The sequence below is a fragment of the Thioalkalivibrio sp. ALR17-21 genome, assembly GCF_000420185.1.
GTDB lineage: Bacteria > Pseudomonadota > Gammaproteobacteria > Ectothiorhodospirales > Ectothiorhodospiraceae > Thioalkalivibrio > Thioalkalivibrio halophilus.
Window position 1 is genome coordinate 79,451 of sequence record NZ_ATUL01000008.1, and the last position, 21,518, is coordinate 100,968.

At 66.3% G+C, this 21,518-nt stretch carries 22 protein-coding genes and 4 tRNA genes; 4 read left to right on the forward strand and 22 right to left on the reverse strand.

Going from position 1 to position 21,518, the window contains the following annotated elements; translation table 11 throughout:
* Positions 1-8 precede the first annotated feature (8 nt).
* On the reverse strand, positions 9-434 hold the full coding sequence (gene fur, locus G020_RS0106145) for a ferric iron uptake transcriptional regulator (protein ID WP_018946385.1): 426 nt from the start codon (positions 432-434) through the stop codon (positions 9-11).
* A 101-nt stretch (positions 435-535) separates the two neighbouring features.
* Here fur and G020_RS0106150 point away from each other — a divergent pair, with 101 nt between their 5' ends.
* Positions 536-895, forward strand: a complete 360-nt coding sequence (locus G020_RS0106150) for an outer membrane protein assembly factor BamE (protein ID WP_018869993.1) — start codon at positions 536-538, stop codon at positions 893-895.
* 28 nt (positions 896-923) lie between these two features.
* Here the strand turns inward: G020_RS0106150 and G020_RS0106155 are convergent, their stop codons facing one another.
* From G020_RS0106155 to G020_RS0106165, 3 genes are read right to left on the reverse strand one after another with little or no spacing between them, the layout of a single operon-like run.
* Positions 924-1,253 carry an RnfH family protein gene (locus G020_RS0106155; RefSeq protein WP_018946386.1) on the reverse strand — a complete coding sequence of 110 codons (330 nt, stop codon included), beginning with the start codon at positions 1,251-1,253 and terminating at the stop codon, positions 924-926.
* Positions 1,246-1,686, reverse strand: a complete 441-nt coding sequence (locus tag G020_RS0106160; protein ID WP_018946387.1) for a type II toxin-antitoxin system RatA family toxin — start codon at positions 1,684-1,686, stop codon at positions 1,246-1,248. Before G020_RS0106160 ends, G020_RS0106155 begins: the two co-directional genes overlap by 8 nt.
* The gene (locus G020_RS0106165) at positions 1,686-3,044 is read right to left on the reverse strand and encodes a sodium-dependent transporter (protein WP_024328994.1); all 1,359 of its coding nucleotides are present in this window, start codon (positions 3,042-3,044) and stop codon (positions 1,686-1,688) included. The genes G020_RS0106160 and G020_RS0106165 overlap by 1 nt, the downstream gene beginning before the upstream one ends.
* 110 nt (positions 3,045-3,154) lie before the next feature.
* Between G020_RS0106165 and smpB the strand changes: the two genes are divergently transcribed.
* On the forward strand, positions 3,155-3,634 hold the full coding sequence (smpB, locus tag G020_RS0106170; protein WP_024328995.1) for an SsrA-binding protein SmpB: 480 nt from the start codon (positions 3,155-3,157) through the stop codon (positions 3,632-3,634).
* Positions 3,635-3,641: 7 nt separating this feature from the next.
* Here the strand turns inward: smpB and dnaQ are convergent, their stop codons facing one another.
* Genes dnaQ through G020_RS0106185 form a run of 3 tightly spaced genes read right to left on the reverse strand, consistent with a single transcriptional unit; the run spans position 3,642 to position 5,524 of the window.
* Positions 3,642-4,358 carry a DNA polymerase III subunit epsilon gene (gene dnaQ / locus G020_RS0106175; RefSeq protein ID WP_018946390.1) on the reverse strand — a complete coding sequence of 239 codons (717 nt, stop codon included), beginning with the start codon at positions 4,356-4,358 and terminating at the stop codon, positions 3,642-3,644.
* Positions 4,359-4,395: 37 nt separating this feature from the next.
* Positions 4,396-4,857 (reverse strand): ribonuclease HI, encoded by a 462-nt coding sequence (rnhA, locus tag G020_RS0106180; RefSeq protein ID WP_024328996.1) that lies wholly within the window; start codon positions 4,855-4,857, stop codon positions 4,396-4,398.
* Positions 4,850-5,524, reverse strand: coding sequence for a hypothetical protein (locus G020_RS0106185; RefSeq protein ID WP_024328997.1), 675 nt, complete (start codon positions 5,522-5,524; stop codon positions 4,850-4,852). Before G020_RS0106185 ends, rnhA begins: the two co-directional genes overlap by 8 nt.
* A 91-nt stretch (positions 5,525-5,615) precedes the next feature.
* Here G020_RS0106185 and G020_RS0106190 point away from each other — a divergent pair, with 91 nt between their 5' ends.
* Both G020_RS0106190 and G020_RS0106195 read left to right on the forward strand, forming a co-directional pair.
* Positions 5,616-7,211, forward strand: coding sequence for a LysM peptidoglycan-binding domain-containing protein (locus G020_RS0106190; RefSeq protein ID WP_081647394.1), 1,596 nt, complete (start codon positions 5,616-5,618; stop codon positions 7,209-7,211).
* 88 nt (positions 7,212-7,299) lie between these two features.
* Positions 7,300-8,100, forward strand: coding sequence for an enoyl-ACP reductase (locus G020_RS0106195; RefSeq protein ID WP_018870002.1), 801 nt, complete (start codon positions 7,300-7,302; stop codon positions 8,098-8,100).
* A gap of 127 nt (positions 8,101-8,227) precedes the next feature.
* On the opposite strand, the gene G020_RS0106200 is transcribed toward G020_RS0106195, so the two are convergent.
* The 15 genes from G020_RS0106200 to pal form a co-directional block, all read right to left on the reverse strand.
* Positions 8,228-10,117 carry a SurA N-terminal domain-containing protein gene (locus tag G020_RS0106200; protein ID WP_024328999.1) on the reverse strand — a complete coding sequence of 630 codons (1,890 nt, stop codon included), beginning with the start codon at positions 10,115-10,117 and terminating at the stop codon, positions 8,228-8,230.
* A 118-nt stretch (positions 10,118-10,235) separates the two neighbouring features.
* Positions 10,236-10,312 (reverse strand) — tRNA-Asp (locus tag G020_RS0106205).
* Positions 10,313-10,352: 40 nt separating this feature from the next.
* A tRNA-Val gene (locus G020_RS0106210) sits at positions 10,353-10,428 on the reverse strand.
* Positions 10,429-10,439: 11 nt separating this feature from the next.
* Complete coding sequence (locus tag G020_RS0106215) at positions 10,440-10,727, reverse strand: HU family DNA-binding protein (protein ID WP_255349426.1); 288 nt, start codon at positions 10,725-10,727, stop codon at positions 10,440-10,442.
* 232 nt (positions 10,728-10,959) lie between these two features.
* Positions 10,960-13,440: an endopeptidase La gene (gene lon / locus G020_RS0106220; RefSeq protein WP_024329000.1), complete on the reverse strand. Its 2,481-nt coding sequence runs from the start codon at positions 13,438-13,440 to the stop codon at positions 10,960-10,962.
* Positions 13,441-13,527: 87 nt separating this feature from the next.
* A complete protein-coding gene (gene clpX / locus G020_RS0106225; RefSeq protein ID WP_018946396.1) occupies positions 13,528-14,808 on the reverse strand; it encodes an ATP-dependent Clp protease ATP-binding subunit ClpX in 1,281 nt (426 codons plus the stop codon).
* Between the two features lie 91 nt (positions 14,809-14,899).
* Positions 14,900-15,553 (reverse strand): ATP-dependent Clp endopeptidase proteolytic subunit ClpP, encoded by a 654-nt coding sequence (clpP, locus tag G020_RS0106230; RefSeq protein WP_018946397.1) that lies wholly within the window; start codon positions 15,551-15,553, stop codon positions 14,900-14,902.
* Entirely contained in the window at positions 15,550-16,857 is a 1,308-nt protein-coding gene (gene tig / locus G020_RS0106235) for a trigger factor (RefSeq protein ID WP_018946398.1), read from the reverse strand. Before tig ends, clpP begins: the two co-directional genes overlap by 4 nt.
* A 76-nt stretch (positions 16,858-16,933) precedes the next feature.
* Positions 16,934-17,020: transfer RNA gene (locus G020_RS0106240), tRNA-Leu, on the reverse strand.
* Positions 17,021-17,115: 95 nt separating this feature from the next.
* Positions 17,116-17,191 (reverse strand) — tRNA-Lys (locus G020_RS0106245).
* 103 nt (positions 17,192-17,294) lie between these two features.
* Positions 17,295-18,566 carry a YeeE/YedE family protein gene (locus tag G020_RS0106250; protein WP_018946399.1) on the reverse strand — a complete coding sequence of 424 codons (1,272 nt, stop codon included), beginning with the start codon at positions 18,564-18,566 and terminating at the stop codon, positions 17,295-17,297.
* A 162-nt stretch (positions 18,567-18,728) separates the two neighbouring features.
* Positions 18,729-19,415 carry a 7-cyano-7-deazaguanine synthase QueC gene (gene queC / locus G020_RS0106255; RefSeq protein ID WP_019569110.1) on the reverse strand — a complete coding sequence of 229 codons (687 nt, stop codon included), beginning with the start codon at positions 19,413-19,415 and terminating at the stop codon, positions 18,729-18,731.
* The gene (queE, locus tag G020_RS0106260; protein ID WP_024329001.1) at positions 19,415-20,113 is read right to left on the reverse strand and encodes a 7-carboxy-7-deazaguanine synthase QueE; all 699 of its coding nucleotides are present in this window, start codon (positions 20,111-20,113) and stop codon (positions 19,415-19,417) included. The genes queC and queE overlap by 1 nt, the downstream gene beginning before the upstream one ends.
* The gene (ybgF, locus tag G020_RS0106265) at positions 20,110-20,937 is read right to left on the reverse strand and encodes a tol-pal system protein YbgF (RefSeq protein ID WP_018946402.1); all 828 of its coding nucleotides are present in this window, start codon (positions 20,935-20,937) and stop codon (positions 20,110-20,112) included. Before ybgF ends, queE begins: the two co-directional genes overlap by 4 nt.
* The gene (gene pal / locus G020_RS0106270) at positions 20,937-21,506 is read right to left on the reverse strand and encodes a peptidoglycan-associated lipoprotein Pal (RefSeq protein ID WP_018946403.1); all 570 of its coding nucleotides are present in this window, start codon (positions 21,504-21,506) and stop codon (positions 20,937-20,939) included. Before pal ends, ybgF begins: the two co-directional genes overlap by 1 nt.
* Between the last annotated feature and the right edge of the window lie 12 nt (positions 21,507-21,518).

Below are 21,518 nucleotides of genomic sequence, written 5' to 3' on the forward strand. Positions count from 1 at the left end.
GAGAAGGTTCAGGCGGGGCGGCGAGGGCAGGCCTCGTCGCTGCAGTCGCCGTACAACACCAGGGCATGATCCCGGATCGAAAACCCATGGTCACTGGCGATCTTCTGCTGGCGCTGCTCGATGGTCTCGTCGTAGAACTCCTCGACCCGCCCGCACTGGTTGCAGACGATGTGGTCGTGATGACCGCCACGCTCCAGCTCGAATACCGCCTGATTGCCTTCCAGATGCAGCCGGCACACCAGGCCCGCGGCCTCGAACTGGGTGAGCACGCGATACACCGTGGCCAGGCCGATCTCCTCGCCGGAATCCAGCAGCTCGCGGTAGATCGCCTCGGCCGTGAGGTGCCGCGTCTCCGACTGATCCAGGATCTCCAGGATCTTCATCCGCGGCAGCGTGACTTTCAGGCCGGCCTTCTTGAGATTGCTCGTTTCCATGCACGATCCCTGCATCGCGTCGGGCTCCGGGCATTGAGAGCCACCGGATGCTTTGGTGTACCATGCGCGTTTCCAGACTCGTTCAAGGTCCCGCGCGCTTGATGTACAAGATTCTCATTACTATCGCGGTCGCCGCAAGCACGCTTACCGCGTGCAGTGGCTTTAACCAGTTCCGTCTCGACGTGCAGCAGGGCAACGTGATCGACGCCACCGACGTCGCGCGCGTCCAGCCCGGCATGACGCCCGGCCAGGTGCGTTTCCTGCTGGGGACGCCGCAACTGGACGCGGCCTTCAAGAGCGAGGACCGCTGGGATTACGTCTATTATCGGCGTCCGGGGATCGGCCCCACCGAACGCCAGCGCGTGAGCGTGTATTTCCAGGACGGCGTGGTCGCCTACATCGACTCCGACGTGCCGCAGCCGGTCGCCCTGGAGGACCACCCGGTGGACATGGACGACTGAGGGAGACGGGCGGGCCGCGTCACCGGGGTCACGCCTCCCCGCCCTTTTCTTTCGTCTTGCCCTTGCCGGCGCGCTGGCGCCGGACCTCCTTCGGATCCGCGATCAGCGGCCGATAGACCTCCACCCGGTCGCGCGGCCGCAGCACGGTATCGCGGCGGGTAATCTTGCCGAAGATGCCGACCTTCGCATTGTCCAGATCGATCTCCGGAAATTGCCGGTCGATCTCGGACTGGCGCAGCGCCTGCTCCACGGTCGTTCCGGGCGAGACCTCCAGCGCAAGGATCACCTGACGGTCGGGCCGCGCATAGGCGACCTCGACCGTCATCGGCCCCTCGCCGCCATCGTCTGCCTCAGCCATTCCCGTGCACCTCCTGCGCGCGACGGACGAAGGCGTCCACCAGGGAGTTGGCGATCTGGTGGAACACCGGTCCGATGGCGAACGACATCAGCCGGCTGGCGAACTCGAATTCCAGCTCCAGCGAGATACGCGTGCCGCCGCCCTCCAGCTCGGTGAAGCGCCAGGTACCGTGCAGGCGCTGGAACGGCCCCTTCACCAGACGGATGTCGATGGACTCCGGCCGCCGCAGCGTGTTGCGGGTGGTGAACGACTTGTGCAGCGCCCCCTTGGCAAGCTCGATGGTGCCCTCCACCTGGGTCTCGGTCCGGTTGCGTGCGGACGCGCTGCGACAGCCCGGCAGGAATTCCGGGTAGGCGTCGATGTCGTCCACCAGGTCGAACATCTGTTCGCGCGAATGCGGTACGTCGGCCGAACGCTGGATCTTCGAGCCCATCAGATCAGCTCCACCGCACGCAGGAACACCAGCAGGATCGCGACCGGGGCGACGAAACGCACCAGGAAATACCACAGTCCGAACAGGCCCGGCGAGCGCATCGCCAGTTCCGCACTCACCGAACCCCGGGTCATGCGCCAGCCGGCGAACACCGCAATCAGGAAGCCACCCAGCGGCAGCAGGATGTTCGCGGTCAGGTAGTCGAGGAAATCAAGCACGCCCATGTCGAACAGGGTGTAGTCCGACCAGACGTTGAGCGACAGCAGCGCTGCGATCCCCAGGGTCCAGGCCGCGATCGCCAGCACCGTGGTCGCGGCCACCCGCGTCATGCCCACGGTTTCCACCAGCCAGGCCACGGCCGGCTCGGCGATCGAGATCGCCGAGGTCCAGGCCGCGAAGCTCAAGAGAATGAAGAACACCGTGCCGAAGATCAGCCCGCCGGGCATCTCGCCGAAGGCCAGCGGCAGGGTCACGAAGATCAGCCCCGGCCCCTCGCCCGGCGACAGTCCGGCGCCCAGCACGATCGGGAAGATCGCCAGCCCGGCCACGATCGCGACCAGGGTATCCGCCCCCACGACCACCCCGGCGGTGCGCGGGATGGAGGCGTCGCTCTGCAGATAGCTGCCGTAGATCATGATCGCCCCCATGCCCAGGCTCAGGGTGAAGAAGGCCTGCCCCATGGCCAGCAGCACCGCGTTGGCCGACAGCTCGGAGAAGTCCGGCGCCAGCATGAACGCCAGGCCCTCGGCGAAGTTGCCCTGCACCACCGCGTAGCCGACCATCACCAGCAGCATCACGAACAGCAGCGGCATGAGGATGGTCACGGCCTTCTCCAGCCCCGACTGCACCCCGCGCGCGACCACAATGCCCACCATCACCATGAAGATGGTGTGCCAGGCCAGCAGCGCCTCGGGCGATGCCAGCATGCCGTCGAACATCGCCTCGGAGCCCCCGGCGTCCAGGCCGACAAAGCCGCCCGCCCCGCTCTTGAAGATGTACGACAGGGCCCAGCCCGCGACCACCGAGTAGAACGACAGGATCAGGAAACCGGTCACCACGCCGATCCAGCCGATGGACGACCAGCCGGCCGACACCCCTTCCTCGCGCGACAGGCTGGTCATGGTGTTGATCGGCGACTGCCGCCCGCGACGGCCCAGCATGATCTCGGCGATCATCACCGGCAGGCCAATGAGCAATATGCAGCCCAGATACACCAGCACGAAGGCGCCACCGCCGTTCTCGCCGGCGATGTAGGGGAAACGCCAGATATTCCCGAGCCCGACGGCCGAGCCCGTCGCCGCGAGGATGAAGGCCAGGCGGGTGGTCCATTGACCATGGATCGATGCGGTGGGTGGCATGCGGATCTCCGTGTTTTTGCCCGTGGATTGTGAGCCAAGGCCGGCCGGCACTCAACTGAGTGCCGGTCCATGGATGCCCGCCGTTGACGCCTGGAGTACACTCCGCCCCCATGGGCAAGAAGAAGAAAACCGCCGGGGACGGCTCCAGTACCATCGCGCTCAACCGCCGCGCGCGTCACGACTACCACATCGAGGACCGGCTGGAAGCCGGGCTGGCCCTCGAGGGCTGGGAGGTCAAGTCGCTGCGGGCCGGCCGCGCACAGATCAGCGAGGCCTATGTCCTGCTGCGCAACGGCGAGGCATACCTGTTCGGCGCCCATTTCACTCCGTTGCCCACCGCCTCCACGCACATCAATCCGGATCCGAGCCGCACGCGCAAGCTCCTGCTGCACCGCTCCGAGATCAACCGACTGATCGGTGCGGTGGAACGCCGCGGCTTCACCCTGGTCCCGCTGGCCCTGTACTGGAAACGCGGTCGGGCCAAAGTGGAGATCGGCCTGGCCAAGGGCAAAAAGTCCTACGACAAGCGCGCCGACAAGAAGGAAAAGGACTGGCAGCGCGAACGCGCGCGCATCATGAAGAACGGCTGACGCGGCCTCACTCGCGGGCCGCGCGCCAGCGGCAGGCACCCCCGGCCGCCTCGTCCAGCACCGCCAGCAGCTCGGCATGGGCGGCCGCCTCCTCCGCCGACGGCTCCACGACCGGCAGGGGCTGCCCCGACCGCCGCGCCCGCGCCGGCGCCTGATCCCCCGCATCCTGCTCGCTGTCGCTGTCCAGGGTCAGGCTCACCTGCCCGCCGGTCATCGCCAGGTAGACATCGGCGAGCAGCTCCGCGTCCAGCAGCGCGCCGTGCAGCGTCCGGTCCGAGGCATCCACCCCGTAACGCTTGCACAGCGCGTCCAGCGAATTGCGGCTGCCCGGATGCATGCGCCGCGCCAGCACCAGCGAATCCAGCACCCCGCAGATCTCGCCGATGGAGCCCGCCGGCGCCTGCTCGCCCAGCAGCGCCAGCTCGTGATCGAGGAAGCCGATGTCGAACGGGGCGTTGTGAATCACCAGTTCCGCCCCGCGCACGAACTCCACGAATTCCCCGGCCAGATCGGCGAAACGCGGCTTGTCCGCGAGAAACTCGTTGTCGATCCCGTGCACCGCCACCGCACCGGCGTCGATCTCCCGGTCCGGCTGGATATAGTGATGCCACACCCGGCCGGTCGGCCGGCGATTGTCCACCTCCAGACAGCCGATCTCGATGATGCGGTGCCCGTCCGCCGGTTCCAGGCCGGTGGTCTCGGTGTCCAGCACGATCTGGCGCATGTTGCGTTCCCTTCAGTTCGGTCGTCCCGCGGATGGCTCAGCTGGCCGCCCCGCTCAGGAGTTCATCGATGCCGGCATTCGCCAGCTCGTCGGCGCGTTCGTTCTCCGGGTGCCCGCTGTGGCCGCGGACCCAGTACCACTCGATCGAATGGCGCGCCGCCTCGGCATCCAGGGCCTCCCAAAGATCCCGGTTCTTCACCGGCTGGCCGCTGGCCGAGCGCCAGTTGCGCCGTTTCCAGCCGGGCAGCCATTCGGTCACGCCCTGCTTCACGTACCTGGAATCGGTGACCAGCTCCACCCGGCAGGGCCGCTGCAGGGTCTCCAGCGCCCGGATGGCCGCGGTCAGCTCCATGCGGTTGTTGGTGGTCTCGGCCTCGCTGCCGTACAGCTCGCGCTCGTGCCCGCGGTAGCGCAGCACCGCCCCCCAGCCGCCGGGACCGGGGTTGCCGCGGCAGGCGCCGTCGGTATAGATGTACACCTGCTCGTCGTCGTCACTCATTGCCGTCCCTCGTTCGGCCGCGTTCGCCGGCGCATGATACGCGCGAAACGGCCACGCCGGGAGCACCCGTCGGCGGCGCGAAGCGCAGCGCACGTGCCGGCCGCAGGGGCTCCTCCACCCGCTTGTGCGCGATGGTCAGGATGACCCCGGCCAGCGGGGGAAGTCCACGCAGGGCCCAGCGGTCCAGTCGTGCCAGCCGGCGCTGCCAGGCCACCGACAGGCCGGGCGGCAGCACGCTGAGGTTCCATTGCTCCAGCACTTCCAGGCCGGCGGCCGCCAGCATCCCGCGATAGCGTACGCTGCGCAGTCCCTCGGGCAGCGGGGACGGGCGCAGGCCGGCTTCCGGATCGCCGTGCAGCCGGTTGGCCTCCAGCATGAACAGATGCCCCTCGGGCTCCAGGACCCGGGCCGCCTCGTTGACCACCACCTGCGGCTCCGGACTCCAGCTGCAGGGATGGCCCAGCACGATGATCCGCGCCCCGGCGGATTCCAGCGCCCAGGACTCCGGATCGATCCGGACCTGCGCCCCCGGGCCCGCCACGCGCAGGACCCGTGCCTGATCCGGGGCGTCGGGATCCATCAACGGCGCCGGCGCCAGCTCCACCGCGACGTTCAGCGGGCTCCCGGTCGCGTGGCGGCGCATGCGGTCCAGCAGGCGCGCGCGCACCCGCTGGCCCTGAGGCTGGGCATACCACCGGGCGAGGCAATCGCGTGCGCGTGCTTGGTGCTCCGGGTTGGCTGGTTTATCCTTCGTCCCCATGAAACTTCGATGCCCCGCTGTCCCCGTTCGCCCGCTGGCCCTCGCCGTTACCGTGGCCCTGTTCTCCGGTTGTAGCCTACACGACCGCGAGCGGTCACTGGATACTGCCGACACCGGTGCCGGGAGTCCGGCCGAGGCGCGTACGCCACAGGCGCGCACCTACGACACCGAAGACGTCGAAGCCGCCATGCAGCGCCAGGCCGAGAAGGCGGAAAAGCGTGCCGCCGAAACCGACGACCTGTGGGAACGTGCCCGGCTGAACTACGGTTTCAGCGACGAACTCGACCACGATCGCGTCCAGCGTTATCTCGACCATTATCGCGATCAGCCGCGGATCATCGAACTCTCCACGCGGCGGGCCGAACCCTTCGCCTATTTTATCCTGTCGGAGCTCGAGGCTCGCGACATGCCGGCGGAACTCCTGCTGCTTCCCATCGTGGAGAGCGGCTATGCCCCGGAAGCCACCTCCAGCGGACGTGCCGCCGGGATCTGGCAGTTCATACCGTCCACCGGGGATCATTTCGACCTGCACCGCGACGACTGGTACGACGGCCGGCGCGATGTCTACCAGTCGACCCTGGCGGCACTCGACTATCTCGAATACCTGCATTCCCGCTTCGACGACTGGTACCTCGCCCTGGCCGCCTACAACTGGGGCCAGGGGAACGTCCGCCGGGCGATGGATGCCAATGCCGCGCAGGGCCGCGACACCGACTACTGGAGCCTCGACCTGCCGGCCGAACCGCATGCCTACGTTCCCCGCCTGCTGGCCCTGCGCGAGCTGTTCCGCGCCCCGGATGAACACGGTGTGACCCTGACCCCCGTGGCCAACGAACCGGCACTCGAGATCATCCGCCCGGAACGCCAGGCGGATCTGGCCCTGGTCGCGGACATGGCCGAGCTGGACCGCGCCGAGCTGGAACGCCTGAACCCCGGCTACCACCGGCACGCCACGCATCCCGAACATGCGCGGCACCTGTTCGTGCCGGCCGAAGCCGCGGACCGTCTGGAAACCGCGCTGGCGGAACACGGCGACGATCCGCTGCTGCGTTTCCGCGAATACACCGTGCGCGCGGGCGACAACCTCGGCCGTATCGCACGCGACGCCGGCACCGAGGTCGCGGTCGTACGGCAGATGAACGATCTCAATGGCGACCTGATTCGCGCGGGCCAGACCCTGCGCCTGCCAGTGGGCGGGGACGACGCCGGGGCCACCACCGCCGTCGCCGAGGCCGGCGATGCGGATTCACTGACGGAATACGAAGTCCGCCGCGGCGACAGCCTCTGGACCATCAGCCAGTCCACCGGCATGAGCCTGAGCGAACTGCGCCGGGTCAACGACCTCGGGCGCGACACCACCCTGCAGCCCGGGGATGTACTCCAGGTCGCGGCGGCACACGGCGATGAAGGCACGGTGCAGTACGAGGTCCGCCCGGGGGATTCGCTGTCCGGCATCGCCCGGCGCTTCGAGGTCTCGGTGGACGACGTGCGGCGCTGGAACGGCCTTAACGGCGACCGCATCCGCGCCGGCGAGACCCTGGTCCTGCACATCGAGCGCGACGATGACGCGACCGTGGCCCGCGCGGACACCTGACGCGCTGGCCCGACCCGGGGCACATCGGTATGATCCCGGAAACACGCGTCCGCGACGCCAATCGCATCAAACCAGCAAGGAGAGTTTCATGGGCTTTCTCACCGGCAAGCGCGCCCTGGTCGTCGGGGTCGCCAGCAACCGTTCCATCGCCTATGGCATCGCCGCGGCGCTGCACCGGGAGGGCGCGGAGCTGGCCTTCACCTATCAGAACGAACGGATGCGCGACCGCGTGGAAAAACTGGTCGCCGATTTCGACTCGGACATCCTGATCCCCTGCAACGTCGAGAGCGACGAAGAGATCGAACAGGTCTTCGAGCACCTGGACGACTACTGGGACGGCGTCGACATTCTGGTTCACTCCGTGGCCTATGCGCCCAAGGAGGAACTGGACGGCGATTTCCTCGACAACATGACGCGCGACGGCTTTCGCACCGCGCATGATGTCAGCTCCTACTCGCTGGCGGCCTTCGCCAAGGCCGGACGCGCGATGATGAAGGATCGCGATGCCTCCATCCTGACGCTCAGCTACCTGGGCGCCCAGCGATCCATGCCCAACTACAACGTGATGGGTCTGGCGAAGGCGAGCCTCGAAGCGAATGTCCGCTATCTGGCCTACACCCTCGGTCCGGAGGGCACCCGCGTGAACGCCGTCTCCGCCGGCCCCATCCGCACCCTCGCGGCATCCGGGATCGGGGATTTCAAGCGCATCCTCGACCATGTCGAGAGCAACGCCCCGCTGCGGCGCAACGTCACCATTGATCAGGTTGGCAATGCCGGGGCGTTCCTGTGCTCCGACCTGGCCTCCGGAATCACCGGCGAGGTGATGTACGTCGACTCCGGCTACAACACCGTCGGCCTCGGCCAGCACGAGATCGGCCTCGACAGCTAGGCCACAAGCAGCGGCCTGCCGGCTGCCGGGGCTCTGAACCGAGAAAGGCCCGGCCAGTCATCTGGCCGGGCCTTTTTTGTGCGCGGCCGGGCGGTCTGGGTACCGCCCGGCTCTTTCTCTACTCCCTCTAATCCAGGTTCTCCGGATACCGCTGAATATCGGCCTCGGACTCCAGCCACTCCAGATAGGCACGCATCTCGGCACCGCCGTAGGCGTTGCGCAGCTGATCGCGGGCCTGCTGGCGCAGAGCCGGGTCCTCCTGCATGCCCCCGGCCTGCACCGCCTCCAGGGCCACCACGGCAAAGTCACCACCGGACAGCGTCAGGCCCGCCAGCCGCGGTGCGTCCTCCTCGGCTGCGGCCAGACGGAACACCGGTGCCACCAGGCCGTCCGGCACGTCACCGTCGCGGGTATCCCGGCGCAGCTCGCGCGAGCGCGTCCAGCTGCCCTCGTCTTCGATGGCGGCCGCCCAGTCGTCGGCCTCGCGCAGGTCTTCCAGCAGGGCCTCGCCGGCTTCGCGCGCCGCGTCGGCGGCCGCTTCGGCCTGCAGCCGGGCCCGAATCTCGTCCTCGACCTCGGCCAGAGGACGCAGCTCCGCCTCTTCCCGCTCGGCCACGCGCAGCACGATCGTCGAGCCATCATCAAGATCCAGCGCATCGCTGTTCTCTCCGCGCTCGCGCACCCGCTCGCCGAAGGCCGCATCGCGCACGGAACGCGAGTCCGCGATCCCGCTGCCCGAGTTGCGGGTGAACCAGTCGCTCGTGCGGATCTCCAGCCCGGTCGCCTCGGCCGCGGGCTCCAGACTTTCCGGGAACTCGACACTCAGCGACATCAGGTCGTCCAGCGCATCGATCTGCATCTGCTCGGCACGCCGGTCGCGCAGGTCGGATTCCACGTCGTCACGCACCTGCTCCAGCGGCTGTGCGCGGGCATCCTCGACCGCAGTCACCTGGATGATGTACCAGCCCTGATCGGTCCGCACCGGCTGGCTCACCATCCCCTCGGGCAGACTGAAAATCACCGTCTCCAGGGTCGACGATCCCAGATCCCCGCGGGCCAGCTCACCCATGCGTCCGCCCCGCGGCGCGCTCAGGGAGTCCTCGGAGTATTCCTCGGCAAGCTCTGCAAAATCTTCGCCGTCCTCGACCCGTTGATGCAGCTCGCCAATCCGTGCCTCGGCGTCATCCTCGTCCGCCAGGCGAATGACCCGGACATCACGCAGTTCCGGTTCCTCGTAACGCGACCGGTTGGCACGGTAGTGCTCCTCGATGTCTTCCTCGCTCAGCTCGACGGCCTCTTCCAGCGATGCCGGATCGAGCTGAAGATACTCCACCCGCAGACGCTCTTCGGTCGTGAACTCGTCCGGATTCGCCTCGTAGTACGCCTCAACGGCGTCCTCATCCACCACGCCGGGGCGATCGAAGTCTTCCGCCGCGAACACCCGCCAGCTCACCGTGCGCACCTGATTGCGCAGCGCGGCGTACTCGTCCACCAGGGCTTCATCGAAACGCCCCGACTCGCGAATCCCGGTCTGGATCTGCGACATCACCAGCGAGCGACCGATGTCATCCTCGAAATCCGCGGGGCTGATGCGCTGGGCCGACAGCAGCTGGGAATAGCGCTCGGGACTGAACTGCCCGCCCTCCTGAAACACCGGCATCGCACGGATCTCGCGGCGCACCGATTCGCTGGCGGCGGTAAACCCGAGATCAGCAGCCGCCTGACGCAACAGGGTCTCGCGAATCAGGCTCTCCAGCGCCTGCAGCCGAATCCCCTCGTCGTCGAATTCGTCCGGGATCTCGCCGCCGAACATGCGGCGGAGCTCATCACGCTGGGCGCGCGCCTCCTGATGCACGGACCGGGTATCGATGTCCACGCCGTTGACCTCGGCAGCCACGATGTCGCCGGCTCCGCCGAAATATTCGCCCACGCCCCACAGGGCGAAGGGGACCGCGATCAGGCCGATGATTACGTAGGCGAGCCAGCCGGTCGCCCGATCTCGAATTGCTTGCAGCATGCTGGTTTTGTCCGTTCGGGTTCAGCAGGAAAAACAGATCAATGGTAGCAGGCGCGTCCTCCGCCGTCTGTCGGACGCACCAACAAAAAAGGCGCCCCGGAGGGCGCCTTTCGAAATATGGCGGAGCGGACGGGACTCGAACCCGCGACCCCCGGCGTGACAGGCCGGTATTCTAACCAACTGAACTACCGCTCCGTATTCTTTTCAGCGCAGCCGCATCGAGCAGGTCTGCGCCTGGTGGGTGCTGACGGATTCGAACCGCCGACATTCGCCTTGTAAGGGCGACGCTCTACCAACTGAGCTAAGCACCCGGTAAAGCTCTTTAGTTTACCCGATCCTTCAACGCTTTGCCAGCCTTGAAACCGGGCGTTTTCGACGCGGCGATCTGAATCGTCTCGCCGGTGCGCGGGTTGCGCCCCGTGCGCGCCTCACGTTCGCGGACGAGGAACGTCCCGAAGCCAACCAATGATACCTGATCACCCTTGGCAAGGGAATCCCCGATTACGCTGACCATGGCATCGACCACCTTGCCGGCCTGAGCCTTGGGAACATCGGCTTCCGCGGCGATCGCGTCGATCAATTCGGATTTATTCATGAAACGGTTCCTTATCGTTTTGGTGACTCGGGCGTGCAGCCGGCAGAGCCAAGCTTACAACAATCCGGGCCGATGCCGCCACGGCCTGTGCAGGGAACGGGAATGGGTTCGACAGCCGGATCCGGACAATGCGATCAGGGTTATAGCAAGGCTGCGAAAATGGTGTCAAACGCCGGTCGCCGCTCCCTGCGACCGGCTCGACAAAAGCCCTCTCCCCCGGGCCCTCTCCCCCGGGTGTGCGGACCGATCAGTGATGCCGGACCCGGCCACGCCCCCGCGACGGTTTCTTCTTGTCGGAGACGACTTCTTCGGCGGGCTCCTCGCCCTCCGCCGATTCGCCGGTACGGGCTTCCGGCATCTCGGCCAGGGCGACTTCCAGGACCTCGTCGATCCAGCGCACCGGGCGAATATCCAGCTTCTGCTTGATGTTCTTCGGGATATCCACCAGATCCTTCTCGTTTTCCTCGGGGATCAGGACCGTACGGATACCCCCGCGATGCGCCGCCAGCAGTTTCTCCTTGAGCCCGCCGATCGGCAGCACCTGCCCGCGGAGGGTGATCTCGCCGGTCATGGCCACATCGGCACGGACCGGGATGTTCGTCAGCGCAGAAACAATGGCCGTGCACATGCCGATCCCGGCCGAAGGACCGTCCTTGGGCGTGGCGCCCTCGGGGACGTGGATGTGGAGGTCCTTTTTCTCGTGGAAGTTCTCTTCCAGGCCGAGGGCGGCGGCGCGGGACCGGACCACCGTGAGCGCGGCGTGGACCGACTCCTGCATCACGTCACCGAGCTTGCCGGTCTGCTGGGTCTTGCCCTTGCCGGGCACCACCGAGGACTCGATGGTCAGCAATTCACCGCCCACCTCGGTCCACGCCAGCCCGGTGACCTGGCCGACCCGGTCGGCCTCGTCGGCCTGGCCGAAGCGGTAGCGCCGCACACCCAGGTACTTGTCCAGGGTCTTGGGCGTCACCGAAGTCATGCGGTCGGCGTCCCTGCCCTTCGACAGGGTGCGCTGCTTGACCACCTTGCGGCAGATCTTGGCGATCTCGCGCTCCAGCGCACGCACCCCGGCCTCGCGGGTGTAGTAGCGGACCACGTCGCGCACCGCCGCATCGGAGATGTTGATCTCGCCCTTCTTCAGACCGTTGGTCTTGATCTGCTTGGGGATCAGGTAGGTGTGCGCGATGTTGACCTTTTCGTCCTCGGTGTAGCCGGACAGGCGGATCACTTCCATGCGGTCCAGCAGCGGCCCGGGGATGTGCATGCTGTTGGCCGTGGCCACGAACATCACGTCCGAGAGATCGAAGTCCACCTCCAGGTAGTGGTCACTGAAGGTGTGGTTCTGTTCCGGATCCAGTACCTCGAGCATCGCCGAGGCCGGATCGCCACGGAAATCCATGGCCATCTTGTCGATCTCGTCGAGCAGGAAAAGCGGGTTGCGCACCCCGACCTTGGACAGGTTCTGGATGATCTTGCCCGGGAGCGACCCGATATAGGTGCGCCGGTGACCGCGAATCTCGGCCTCGTCACGCACTCCGCCCAGCGCCATGCGCATGAACTTGCGGTTGGTGGCCCGCGCGATGGACTGCCCCAGCGAGGTCTTGCCGACGCCGGGAGGCCCCACCAGACACAGGATCGGGCCCTTCAGCTTGCGCACGCGCGACTGCACCGCGAGATATTCCAGGATGCGCTCCTTGACCTCTTCCAGCCCGTAGTGATCCTCGTTGAGGATCTTCTCGGCACGCTTGAGATCCTTGGAGACGCGGGTCTTCTTCTTCCACGGCAGCGACACCAGCCAGTCGATGTAGCTGCGCACCACCGTCGCCTCGGCGGACATCGGCGACATCATCTTGAGCTTGTTGAGCTCGGCGGTCGCCTTCTTCTTCGCCTCTTCGGACATCCCGGCGTTTTCGATCTTTTCCGCCAGGTCCTCCTGCTCGTTGGGTGCGTCCTCGAGGTCGCCCAGCTCCTTCTGAATGGCCTTCATCTGCTCATTCAGGTAGTACTCGCGCTGGGACTTCTCCATCTGCTGCTTCACGCGACCGCGGATCTTCTTCTCGATCTGCAGCACGTCCATCTCGCCCTCGATCTTGGCGACCAGATGCTCCAGGCGCTGGCGCACATTGGCGATCTCGAGGACCTGCTGTTTCTCCTCGAGCTTCAGCGACATGTGCGCGGCGATGGTGTCGGCCAGACGCGAGGTGTCGTCGATCCCGGCCAGCGAGGTCAGGATCTCGGGCGGGACCTTCTTGTTCAGCTTGATGTACTGCTCGAACTGGTTCAGCGCGGAGCGCCCGAGGACCTCGAGTTCCTTGTCCTCGGTATCGAATTCCTCGTCGATCAGCTTGATGTCGGAGACGAAGTAGTCTTCTTCCTGCTCCGGATCCCCGGTGGTGGAGACATCCATCACGCGGGCACGCTGCGCGCCTTCCACCAGCACCTTGATGGTGCCGTCGGGCAGGCGCAGGAGCTGGAGGATGTTGCCGAGGGTCCCGATCTCGTGGAGATCCCCGGCGTCGGGTTCGTCCACCTCGGCGCTCTTCTGCGCGACAAGGAGGACCTGCTTGTTCTCTGCCATCGCCGAATCCAGCGCGCGAATCGATTTCTCGCGCCCGACGAACAGCGGAATGACCATGTGCGGATACACCACGACATCGCGCAGCGGCAGCACCGCAACGCGCTTCACGGGCGATTCCACCTCGTTCTGGGAAGGACGGTCGTCGGTCATGTGGCCCCCTCAGGGCTGGGCGAATGTAGGGGGGAAATGGGGGCGACCCGCGCGGCTTTCAAGGGTCGCCCGGCCGATGTTTCCCGCTCAGGAGTCCGCGGCGGCCTGCCGGGTGTACGAGGTGTTGTCGTATATCAGGTAGGGCTCGGCGTCCCCGCGGATCACCGCCTCGTCGATCACGACCTTGGTGACCCCCTCCATGGACGGCAGTTCGTACATCGTGTCCAGCAGGATGTTCTCCAGGATGGTCCGCAGGCCGCGGGCACCGGTCTTGCGCTCCAGCGCCTTCGCGGCGATCGCGTGCAGTGCATCGTCGCGGAACTCCAGTTCGACACCCTCCATCTCGAACAGCCGTGCATACTGCTTGATCAGCGCGTTCTTCGGCTGCGTGAGGATCGTGATCAGCGCATCCTCGTCGAGCTCGTCCAGGGTCGCCTGCACCGGCAGACGCCCGACGAATTCCGGGATCAGGCCGTAACGCACCAGATCGTCGGCCTCCAGCTGCTTCAGCCAGCGGTCCGAGGAGGCGTCCTCGTCCTTGCTTGCCAGCGCCGCGGAAAAACCGATGCCGGTCCCTTTCTCCGCCCGCTGCTGGATCACCTTGTCCAGGCCGGAGAAGGCACCACCGCAGATGAACAGGATGTTGCTGGTGTCGACGTTCAGGAATTCCTGCTGCGGATGCTTGCGTCCGCCCTGCGGCGGGATCGAGGCGGTCGTGCCCTCGATCAGCTTGAGCAGGGCCTGCTGCACGCCCTCGCCCGAGACATCACGGGTGATCGAGGGGTTGTCGGCCTTGCGCGACACCTTGTCGATCTCGTCGATGTAGACGATCCCGCTCTCGGCCTTCTCGACGTCGTAATCGCACTTCTGCAGCAGCTTCTGAATGATGTTCTCGACGTCCTCGCCAACGTAGCCCGCCTCGGTCAGGGTGGTCGCGTCGGCGATGGTGAACGGGACGTTGAGCACCCGCGCAAGGGTCTCCGCCAGCAGGGTCTTGCCGGATCCGGTCGGGCCGATCAACAGGATGTTGGACTTCGACAGCTCCACTTCATCCTTGCCGGCCCGCGCCTCCATGCGCTTGTAATGGTTGTAGACGGCGACGGAGAGGATCTTCTTCGCGTCGTTCTGGCCGATTACGTAATCATCCAGGGTGTCCCGGATTTCACGGGGCCGCGGCAGCGAGGCATGCTCGGTCTGGCCGGCCTCCTGCATTTCCTCGCGGATGATGTCGTTGCACAGCTCAACGCACTCATCGCAGATGAACACGGAGGGTCCCGCGATCAGCTTGCGCACCTCGTGCTGGCTTTTCCCGCAGAAGGAGCAGTACAGCAGCTTGCCGTCCGCGGGAGGGGTCTTGTCGTCGCTCATCCGTTGCCCTCGATTGGATTGCAATTCCTTTCGAACATGCCCCGTTTCGCCGACCGGTGCAAACGAGCCAAGTGTTCGTGCGGTCTAGGCATCAGGATCCGGCTTTCTCGCCGGCTTCCGCACGATCGGCCAGCACGTTGTCGACCAGGCCGTATTCCTGCGCTTCGGCCGCGGTCATGAAGCGGTCGCGATCCGTGTCCTGCTCGATCTGTTCCACCGTCTGACCAGTGTGCTTCGCCAGCACGCGGTTGAGTTCTTCCTTGATCTTGAGGATCTCGCGGGCATGGATGTCGATGTCCGTCGCCTGACCCTGGAAGCCGCCCAGGGGCTGGTGGATCATCACGCGCGAATGCGGCAGGGCGTAGCGCTTGCCCTCGGCGCCGCCGGCCAGCAGCACCGCCCCCATGCTCGCCGCCTGGCCCACGCAAAGCGTGGACACCTGCGGCTTGATGAACTGCATGGTGTCGTAGATCGCCATGCCGGCAGTGACCGCACCACCGGGCGAATTGATGTAGAGGCTGATTTCCTTGTCCGGATTCTCGGATTCCAGGAACAGCATCTGCGCGACGATCACGTTGGCCATGTAGTCCTCGACCGGCCCCACGCAGAAGATCACCCGGTCTTTCAGCAGCCGGGAGTAGATGTCATAGGCGCGTTCGCCGCGGGCGGTCTGCTCGACCACCATCGGCACCAGGTTCAGGCCCTGGGTATGCTGCGCGCCCTGATCGCCCATGTCGTGCGTCATTCGCTCGACTCCTTGTTCGGATTCATTACGTCCTGGAAGGTGGTGGGCTTGTCGGTGACGTTGCCCTGTTCCACCACCCAGTCCACCACCTGGTCTTCCAGGACGATGGACTCCAGGTTCTGCATGGCCTGGGGCTGCGTGCGGTAGTACTGCTTGACCTCTTCGGGGTCTTCGTAGGTCGCGGCCATGTTGTCGAGCTCCTGCTCGACCCGCTCGCGATCCACCTCGAAGCCCTTGTCGTCGATCAGATGCCGCAGCACCAGGCCCAGGCGCACCCGCCGTTTCGCCTCTTCCTCGAACAGGCTGTCCGGCAGCGGTTGCGTCTGCTCCGCCCCGCCGAACCGCTTCTCGGCGTCTTCGCGCAGGCGGTTGATTTCGGACTTCACCAGGGCATCCGGCAGGTCGAAGCCGTGGCGTTCCACCAGCGCATCCATGACCTGCTGCTTGATCTTGCTCTTCAGAGCCTGATTCAGCTCCCGCTCCATGTTGGACCGCACATCCTCGCGAAGTTTCTCCACCGAGCCGTCCTCGATGCCGAATTTCTCCGCAAAGGCCGCGTCGACCGCGGGCAGCCGGGCCTCTTCCACCGCCTTGACCGTGATGTCGAAGGTCGCTGTCCGGCCCTTGAGGACCTCCGCCGGGTAATCCTCGGGGAAGGTGACCTCGATGGTCTTTTCCTCGCCCGTTTTCACGCCTTCGAGCTGGTTCTCGAACTCCGCCAGCAGCCGCCCGCTGCCGATCTCCACCTGAAAGTCCTCGGCCTGTCCGCCCTCGAAGGCCTCGCCGTCGAGCTTGCCGAGGAAGTCCAGGGTGATGCGGTCGCCCGAGGCCGCCGCACGCTCGACCGCCTGCCATTCCTTGTGCTGTTCGCGCAGGGTGTCGATCACGCGATCGATGTCCTCGTCACCGATTTCGGCCACCGGGCGTTCGATCTCGACCCCGGACAGGTCGGCGACCTCGATCTCCGGGAAGACCTGAAAGGACGCCTCGAACTCGATCGGCTGACCGTTTTCCACCGATTTCGGCTCGATGCTCGGGCTGCCGGCCGGCTCCAGGCCCTCCTGCTGCACCGCCTCGCGGTAACTCTCCTGCAGGACTTCGCTGAGCACCTCCTGGTACACCCCGGCCCCGTAGCGCTGACGCACCACCTTGAGCGGCACCTTGCCCGGGCGGAACCCGTCGAGCCGGACCCGCTTGGCGAGGTTCTTCAGGCGGTTGTCGACCTCGGTGTCGACGCGTTCGGAGGGGACCTGGACGGTCATCTTGCGGTCCAGGTTGCCAGTGGCTTCAACGGAAACTTGCATGGAGGGCCTCGTCAAATGGTTCGGAAATCGTCGTGTCCGGGCGCGGGGCCGTCGTCTCGCGGCCGGACGGGGTTCCTGGTGCGAAAGGAGAGACTCGAACTCTCACGGGTGTTACCCCACTGGGACCTAAACCCAGCGCGTCTACCAGTTCCGCCACTTTCGCCGTTGGTTTCGTAACCCGACATTGTAGCGTGTCTGCATGCCGGAAACACAAAAGGCCCGCTGAACGGGCCTTGTGCCGGTCCGGGACCGGGGAGATGGTGGGTCGTGTAGGATTCGAACCTACGACCAATGGATTAAAAGTCCACTGCTCTACCAACTGAGCTAACGACCCGTGTGATCTGCAACGGGGGCGTAGTGTACGGCCCCGTCACCAAAACGCAAGGCGGGCCGCGATCGCGGCCCGCCCGGGCAGAAGGTTCCCGCCCCGCCGGCGATCAGATCGCTTCGAGGCTGCGCATCTTCGACGGCAGGAGCTTCATGTCCACCAGCGAGGTGATCAGCGCCTTGCCGAAGCTGGCTTCGTCTTCGTAGACCATCTTGTAGTACTGGATCTTCATGGTCAGGGCCGCGCCGAACACGATGAAGATGAAGGTCAGGAACCCGCCGATCGCCAGCGTGGAGACCCCGGTGATGGCCTGCCCCACGGTACAGCCCATCGCGAGGATGCCGCCCACGCCCATCAGGATGCCCCCGGCGAAGTGGTTCCAGAAATCACGCAGGGACGAGAACCACTCAATGCGGAAGCTGCGCGACACCAGCGACCAGAAGAACGAGCCCAGGATCACGCCCGCCAGCGCCATCACGCCGAAATACAGGAAGCGGCTGTCGAAGCCTTCCTTCACGTAGGCCGCGCTCTGGCCCATCGGCGCGATGAAGGTGAAGGACTGGTTGTTCCAGAAACGCACCTGGTCGGCCGGGCGCTCTTCACCGGGCTCGCCCAGGAAATCCCAGTCGGCCAGATAGGCCGTCGGGGTGTAGGTGTCACCCATCTCGTCGGCGACCTGCACGTTGCTGGTCAGCCACCAGGCACCGATCACCACCAGGCCGATCACCAGCCCGCCCAGGATGTTGTCGAAGCTCTTGCGGAAGTCCGCCGCCTTGAAGATCAGCGCCAGCAGCAGCACGCCGATGACCAGGCCCAGCACCAGACGCGCGGTGCCGTCGGCATCGCCCGCGACGATCGAGCCAAGATCCTGGCCGCCGGACAGCGTGATCGCGGTGGCGTCCATCCAGCCGAACAGCAGCTGATTGAGGGTCTCGCCGGTGCCGAACACCGACTGCGTGCTCAGCAGGAAGTAGGCGACGATGCCGATCAGGACCATCACCATCACCGACTTGATGTTGCCGCCGCCCACGCGCACCAGGGTCTTGTTACCGCAGCCCGAGCCGTAGGTCATGCCGATCCCGAACAGGAAACCGCCCAGCACGTGCCCGAGCCAGTTCAGGTTGTCCATGCGATAGGGAGGAAACGAACCTTCGGCGCTCAGCACGCCAAAGAATTCCAGGGTGCTCACGCCCAGCATGGCCACGGCGATGGCCAGCAGCCAGGAGCGCATGCGCCCGGTGTCACCCATGTTCACCCAGTCGGAGACCGCACCCATGGTGCAGAAGTTGGTCTTGTTGGCGACCGCCCCCATGATGAAGGCGAGGATGAACGTTCCGACCAGCACCGCCGTGGCGGCTGCGGAAAAGCTGGAGAATTCCATGCGTCAAACCCTCTTGATCAGTTGTCACTCGGGCTGCACGACCGACCGGAGCAAGGTATCCGGTTTCGCCGTTCAGGGCCGCGCAGCATACATCGACCACCAGACGAGATCGAGAGAGGTTTCATTCCGTGCTTCCCCGGGCGAATCTTCCGGGGCCGGGGCTCATCCGGCGTAACGGGTGGGATCGGGGATCCCGGCCGCCGCAAAACCGTCGGCACGCAGGCGGCAGGAATCGCAGGTGCCACAGGCGCGCCCGTCCGCGTCGGCCCGGTAACATGACACCGTCAGCGAATAGTCCACGCCCAGACGCGCCCCTTCGCGGATGATCTGCGCCTTGCTCAGATGCATCAGCGGGGCCTCCACCGACCATGGCGCGCCCTCCACGCCGGTGGCCGTCGCGACGCGCGCCAGCGACTGAAAGGCCTCGATGAACGCGGGGCGGCAGTCGGGATAGCCGGAGTAGTCGACCGCGTTGGCGCCCACCACCAGACGGTGGGCGCCCAGGGTCTCGGCAAACCCCAGGGCCAGCGACAGAAACACGGTGTTGCGCGCCGGCACGTAGGTCACCGGGATACCCTCGCCGCCGGCCTCGGGCACCTCGATGGCCGAGTCGGTCAGCGCGGAGCCGCCAATGGCAGTCAGGTCGACATGCACCACGCGATGGTCGGCCACCCCGGCGGCCGCGGCCACACGCCGCGCCGCCTGCAGCTCGGTGGCGTGGCGCTGCCCGTAGTCCACCGACAGGGCGTGGCATTCCAGCCCCTGCTCCTGCGCCAGCGCCAGGCAGGTGGCCGAGTCCAGTCCGCCCGACAGCAGGACCACGGCGCGTTCATTCACCCCCGTGGCCATCAACGCCCCGGCTCGTCGCCCCACAGCCACTTGTGCAGCTGCACCTGAAAACGTACCGGCTGGCGTTCGGCCACGATCCAGTCGGCCAGCAGCCGCGGCTCCAGCTCGCCATGTACCGGGGAAAACAGGACTTCCACCGCCGGATCCAGGCCCATCCCGGGGAGGGCGTCACGCGCCCATTCGAAATCCGCCCGGTTGGCGAGGACGAACTTCAGCTGGTCGCCCTCCCCCAGATACGCGAGGTTTTCCGCCCGGTTACGCCCGGACTCGCAGGACGCGGGTGCCTTCCAGTCCATGACCAGCCCGGCGCGCGGATCCACGTCGCTCACGTCCATGGCACCGGAGGTCTCGATGGTGACCGCCAGGCCGGCATCGCACAGGCCCGTGATCAGGGCACGGCTGCCCGGCTGGGCCAGCGGCTCGCCCCCGGTGACGCACACGTGGCGCACCCCCTCGCCCGTCACCCGCTGCAGCACCGTGTCCACGTCGGTGGTCTCGCCGCCCTCGAAGGCGTATTCGGTGTCACACCAGCGACAGCGCAGCGGGCAGCCGGTCAGGCGCACGAACACCGTGGGCCAGCCCACCTGCGCGGCCTCGCCCTGCAACGAAACGAACATCTCGCTCAGGCGCAGCCGGAGCGCGCCCCCGGACGCGGAGGCCGGTGCCGAGGTGCGGCGCAGCGGTGCTTCCACGCTCACGAGCCGTCCATCCGCTGCAGGCGTTCGCGCGCGAGGCGATCCAGCGTGGTGCCGCCGTATTCCTCGCGCACCTGTTCCAGCGCCTCGCTTGCGGCCTCGAAATCCTCGAGCTCGTAATGCGAGTAACCGATCTTCAGCAGGGCATCGCCCTGCTTGTCACTCTCCGGGAACTGCTCACGCAACCGCTCGAAGTCTTCCAGCGCGGCCTCGAAATCGCCACTGGCGTATTTGGCTTCGGCCAGCCAGTACCAGGCGTTGGCGGCAAAATCCCCGTCCGGGAACCGCTCGATGAACGCCTCCAGCTGCCGGATCGCCCCGGCATAATCCCCGTCCATCAGGACCGAGAAGGCCTCCTGGTAGGCCTCCTGCTCGCCCGCGTCCGGCAGATCGAAATCCACCACTTCTTCTTGCGGCGCCTCGCCTTCGCTGGCGACGCCTCCGGCCTCCAGCGTCGCCAGCCGCTCGTCCAGATGAGCAAACTGGTCCCGCTGGCGCTCTTCCAGGCGGTCAAGGCGGTGATTCAGGGTATCGACTTCTCCGCGCAGATTGCGCAGATCCCGCTGCATCTCCTCGACGCCGCGCAGCATGTCCGCCAGCGCACTGGAATCCAGCCTGCGCTCGATGCGATCCAGCCGGCGGTCCAGCTCGCGCACCTGCGACTGCGTCGCCACGATGCCGTCTTCCTGCGCCAGCACCGGGGGGCCGGCCAGCAGCAGCGCCGGAAGCATCCCGGCCAGCAGGGCGCCCCGAAGGGCACCCTGCGGGAAACGCTGCCCGGCCCGCCGCCGAATCGCCTGCATGGGACGCGTATCCATCACCATCATCACTGCCGACGGTCGTATACCAGTTCCACGCGCCGGTTCTGCGCCCAGGCCTCTTCGGTCTGTTCGAAGGCCACCGGCATCTCCTCGCCGTAGCTGACGACCTCGATCTGCTCGTCCTCGGCCCCGTTGAGGTTCAGCACCCGACGCACGGACTGCGCACGGCGCTCGCCCAGCCCCAGGTTGTACTCACGGGTACCCCGTTCGTCGGTATGCCCTTCCAGACGCAGCCGCGCACCGGGGTTGGCCGCGAGATACTCGGCATGCGCCTCCAGCATCTCCTCGTACTCGCGCTTCACCTCGTCACGGTCGAATTCGAAATACACCAAACGCTCGGCCAGCAGGCTGTCCGGGTCATCCAGCGCCGCGGCGTCCAGGCGCCGGTCCTCGCCCAGCCCGCGTGCCTCGCGCTCGCGCCGCTCGCGGGCCTCACGCTCGGCCTCGGTTTCGGCTTCGGCCGCCTCACGTGCCTCACGCTCGGCCGGATCCTCGGCATCGCGCACCGGCTGGGCGCAGGCCACCAGCGAGCCCACGACAAGGGCCAGAATGCCCCAGCGAATCAGGTGGTTCATCGTTTGTTTCCT

Excerpts from the sequence above, each read along its gene's own strand:
- G020_RS0106160 (WP_018946387.1), bottom strand. The coding sequence starts at position 1,686 with ATGGGCTCGAAGATCCAGCGTTCGGCCGACGTACCGCATTCGCGCGAA.
- G020_RS0106150 (WP_018869993.1), top strand. The coding sequence starts at position 536 with ATGTACAAGATTCTCATTACTATCGCGGTCGCCGCAAGCACGCTTACC.
- G020_RS0106190 (WP_081647394.1), top strand. The coding sequence starts at position 5,616 with ATGAAACTTCGATGCCCCGCTGTCCCCGTTCGCCCGCTGGCCCTCGCC.
- G020_RS0106155 (WP_018946386.1), bottom strand. The coding sequence starts at position 1,253 with ATGGCTGAGGCAGACGATGGCGGCGAGGGGCCGATGACGGTCGAGGTC.
- fur (WP_018946385.1), bottom strand. The coding sequence starts at position 434 with ATGGAAACGAGCAATCTCAAGAAGGCCGGCCTGAAAGTCACGCTGCCG.
- ybgF (WP_018946402.1), bottom strand. The coding sequence starts at position 20,937 with ATGATGGTGATGGATACGCGTCCCATGCAGGCGATTCGGCGGCGGGCC.
- clpP (WP_018946397.1), bottom strand. The coding sequence starts at position 15,553 with ATGACGCACGACATGGGCGATCAGGGCGCGCAGCATACCCAGGGCCTG.
- dnaQ (WP_018946390.1), bottom strand. The coding sequence starts at position 4,358 with ATGCGCCAGATCGTGCTGGACACCGAGACCACCGGCCTGGAACCGGCG.
- clpX (WP_018946396.1), bottom strand. The coding sequence starts at position 14,808 with ATGAGCGACGACAAGACCCCTCCCGCGGACGGCAAGCTGCTGTACTGC.
- G020_RS0106195 (WP_018870002.1), top strand. The coding sequence starts at position 7,300 with ATGGGCTTTCTCACCGGCAAGCGCGCCCTGGTCGTCGGGGTCGCCAGC.
- rnhA (WP_024328996.1), bottom strand. The coding sequence starts at position 4,857 with ATGAGTGACGACGACGAGCAGGTGTACATCTATACCGACGGCGCCTGC.
- lon (WP_024329000.1), bottom strand. The coding sequence starts at position 13,440 with ATGACCGACGACCGTCCTTCCCAGAACGAGGTGGAATCGCCCGTGAAG.
- queC (WP_019569110.1), bottom strand. The coding sequence starts at position 19,415 with ATGGCCACGGGGGTGAATGAACGCGCCGTGGTCCTGCTGTCGGGCGGA.
- tig (WP_018946398.1), bottom strand. The coding sequence starts at position 16,857 with ATGCAAGTTTCCGTTGAAGCCACTGGCAACCTGGACCGCAAGATGACC.
- G020_RS0106165 (WP_024328994.1), bottom strand. The coding sequence starts at position 3,044 with ATGCCACCCACCGCATCGATCCATGGTCAATGGACCACCCGCCTGGCC.
- pal (WP_018946403.1), bottom strand. The coding sequence starts at position 21,506 with ATGAACCACCTGATTCGCTGGGGCATTCTGGCCCTTGTCGTGGGCTCG.
- G020_RS0106250 (WP_018946399.1), bottom strand. The coding sequence starts at position 18,566 with ATGGAATTCTCCAGCTTTTCCGCAGCCGCCACGGCGGTGCTGGTCGGA.
- smpB (WP_024328995.1), top strand. The coding sequence starts at position 3,155 with ATGGGCAAGAAGAAGAAAACCGCCGGGGACGGCTCCAGTACCATCGCG.
- G020_RS0106200 (WP_024328999.1), bottom strand. The coding sequence starts at position 10,117 with ATGCTGCAAGCAATTCGAGATCGGGCGACCGGCTGGCTCGCCTACGTA.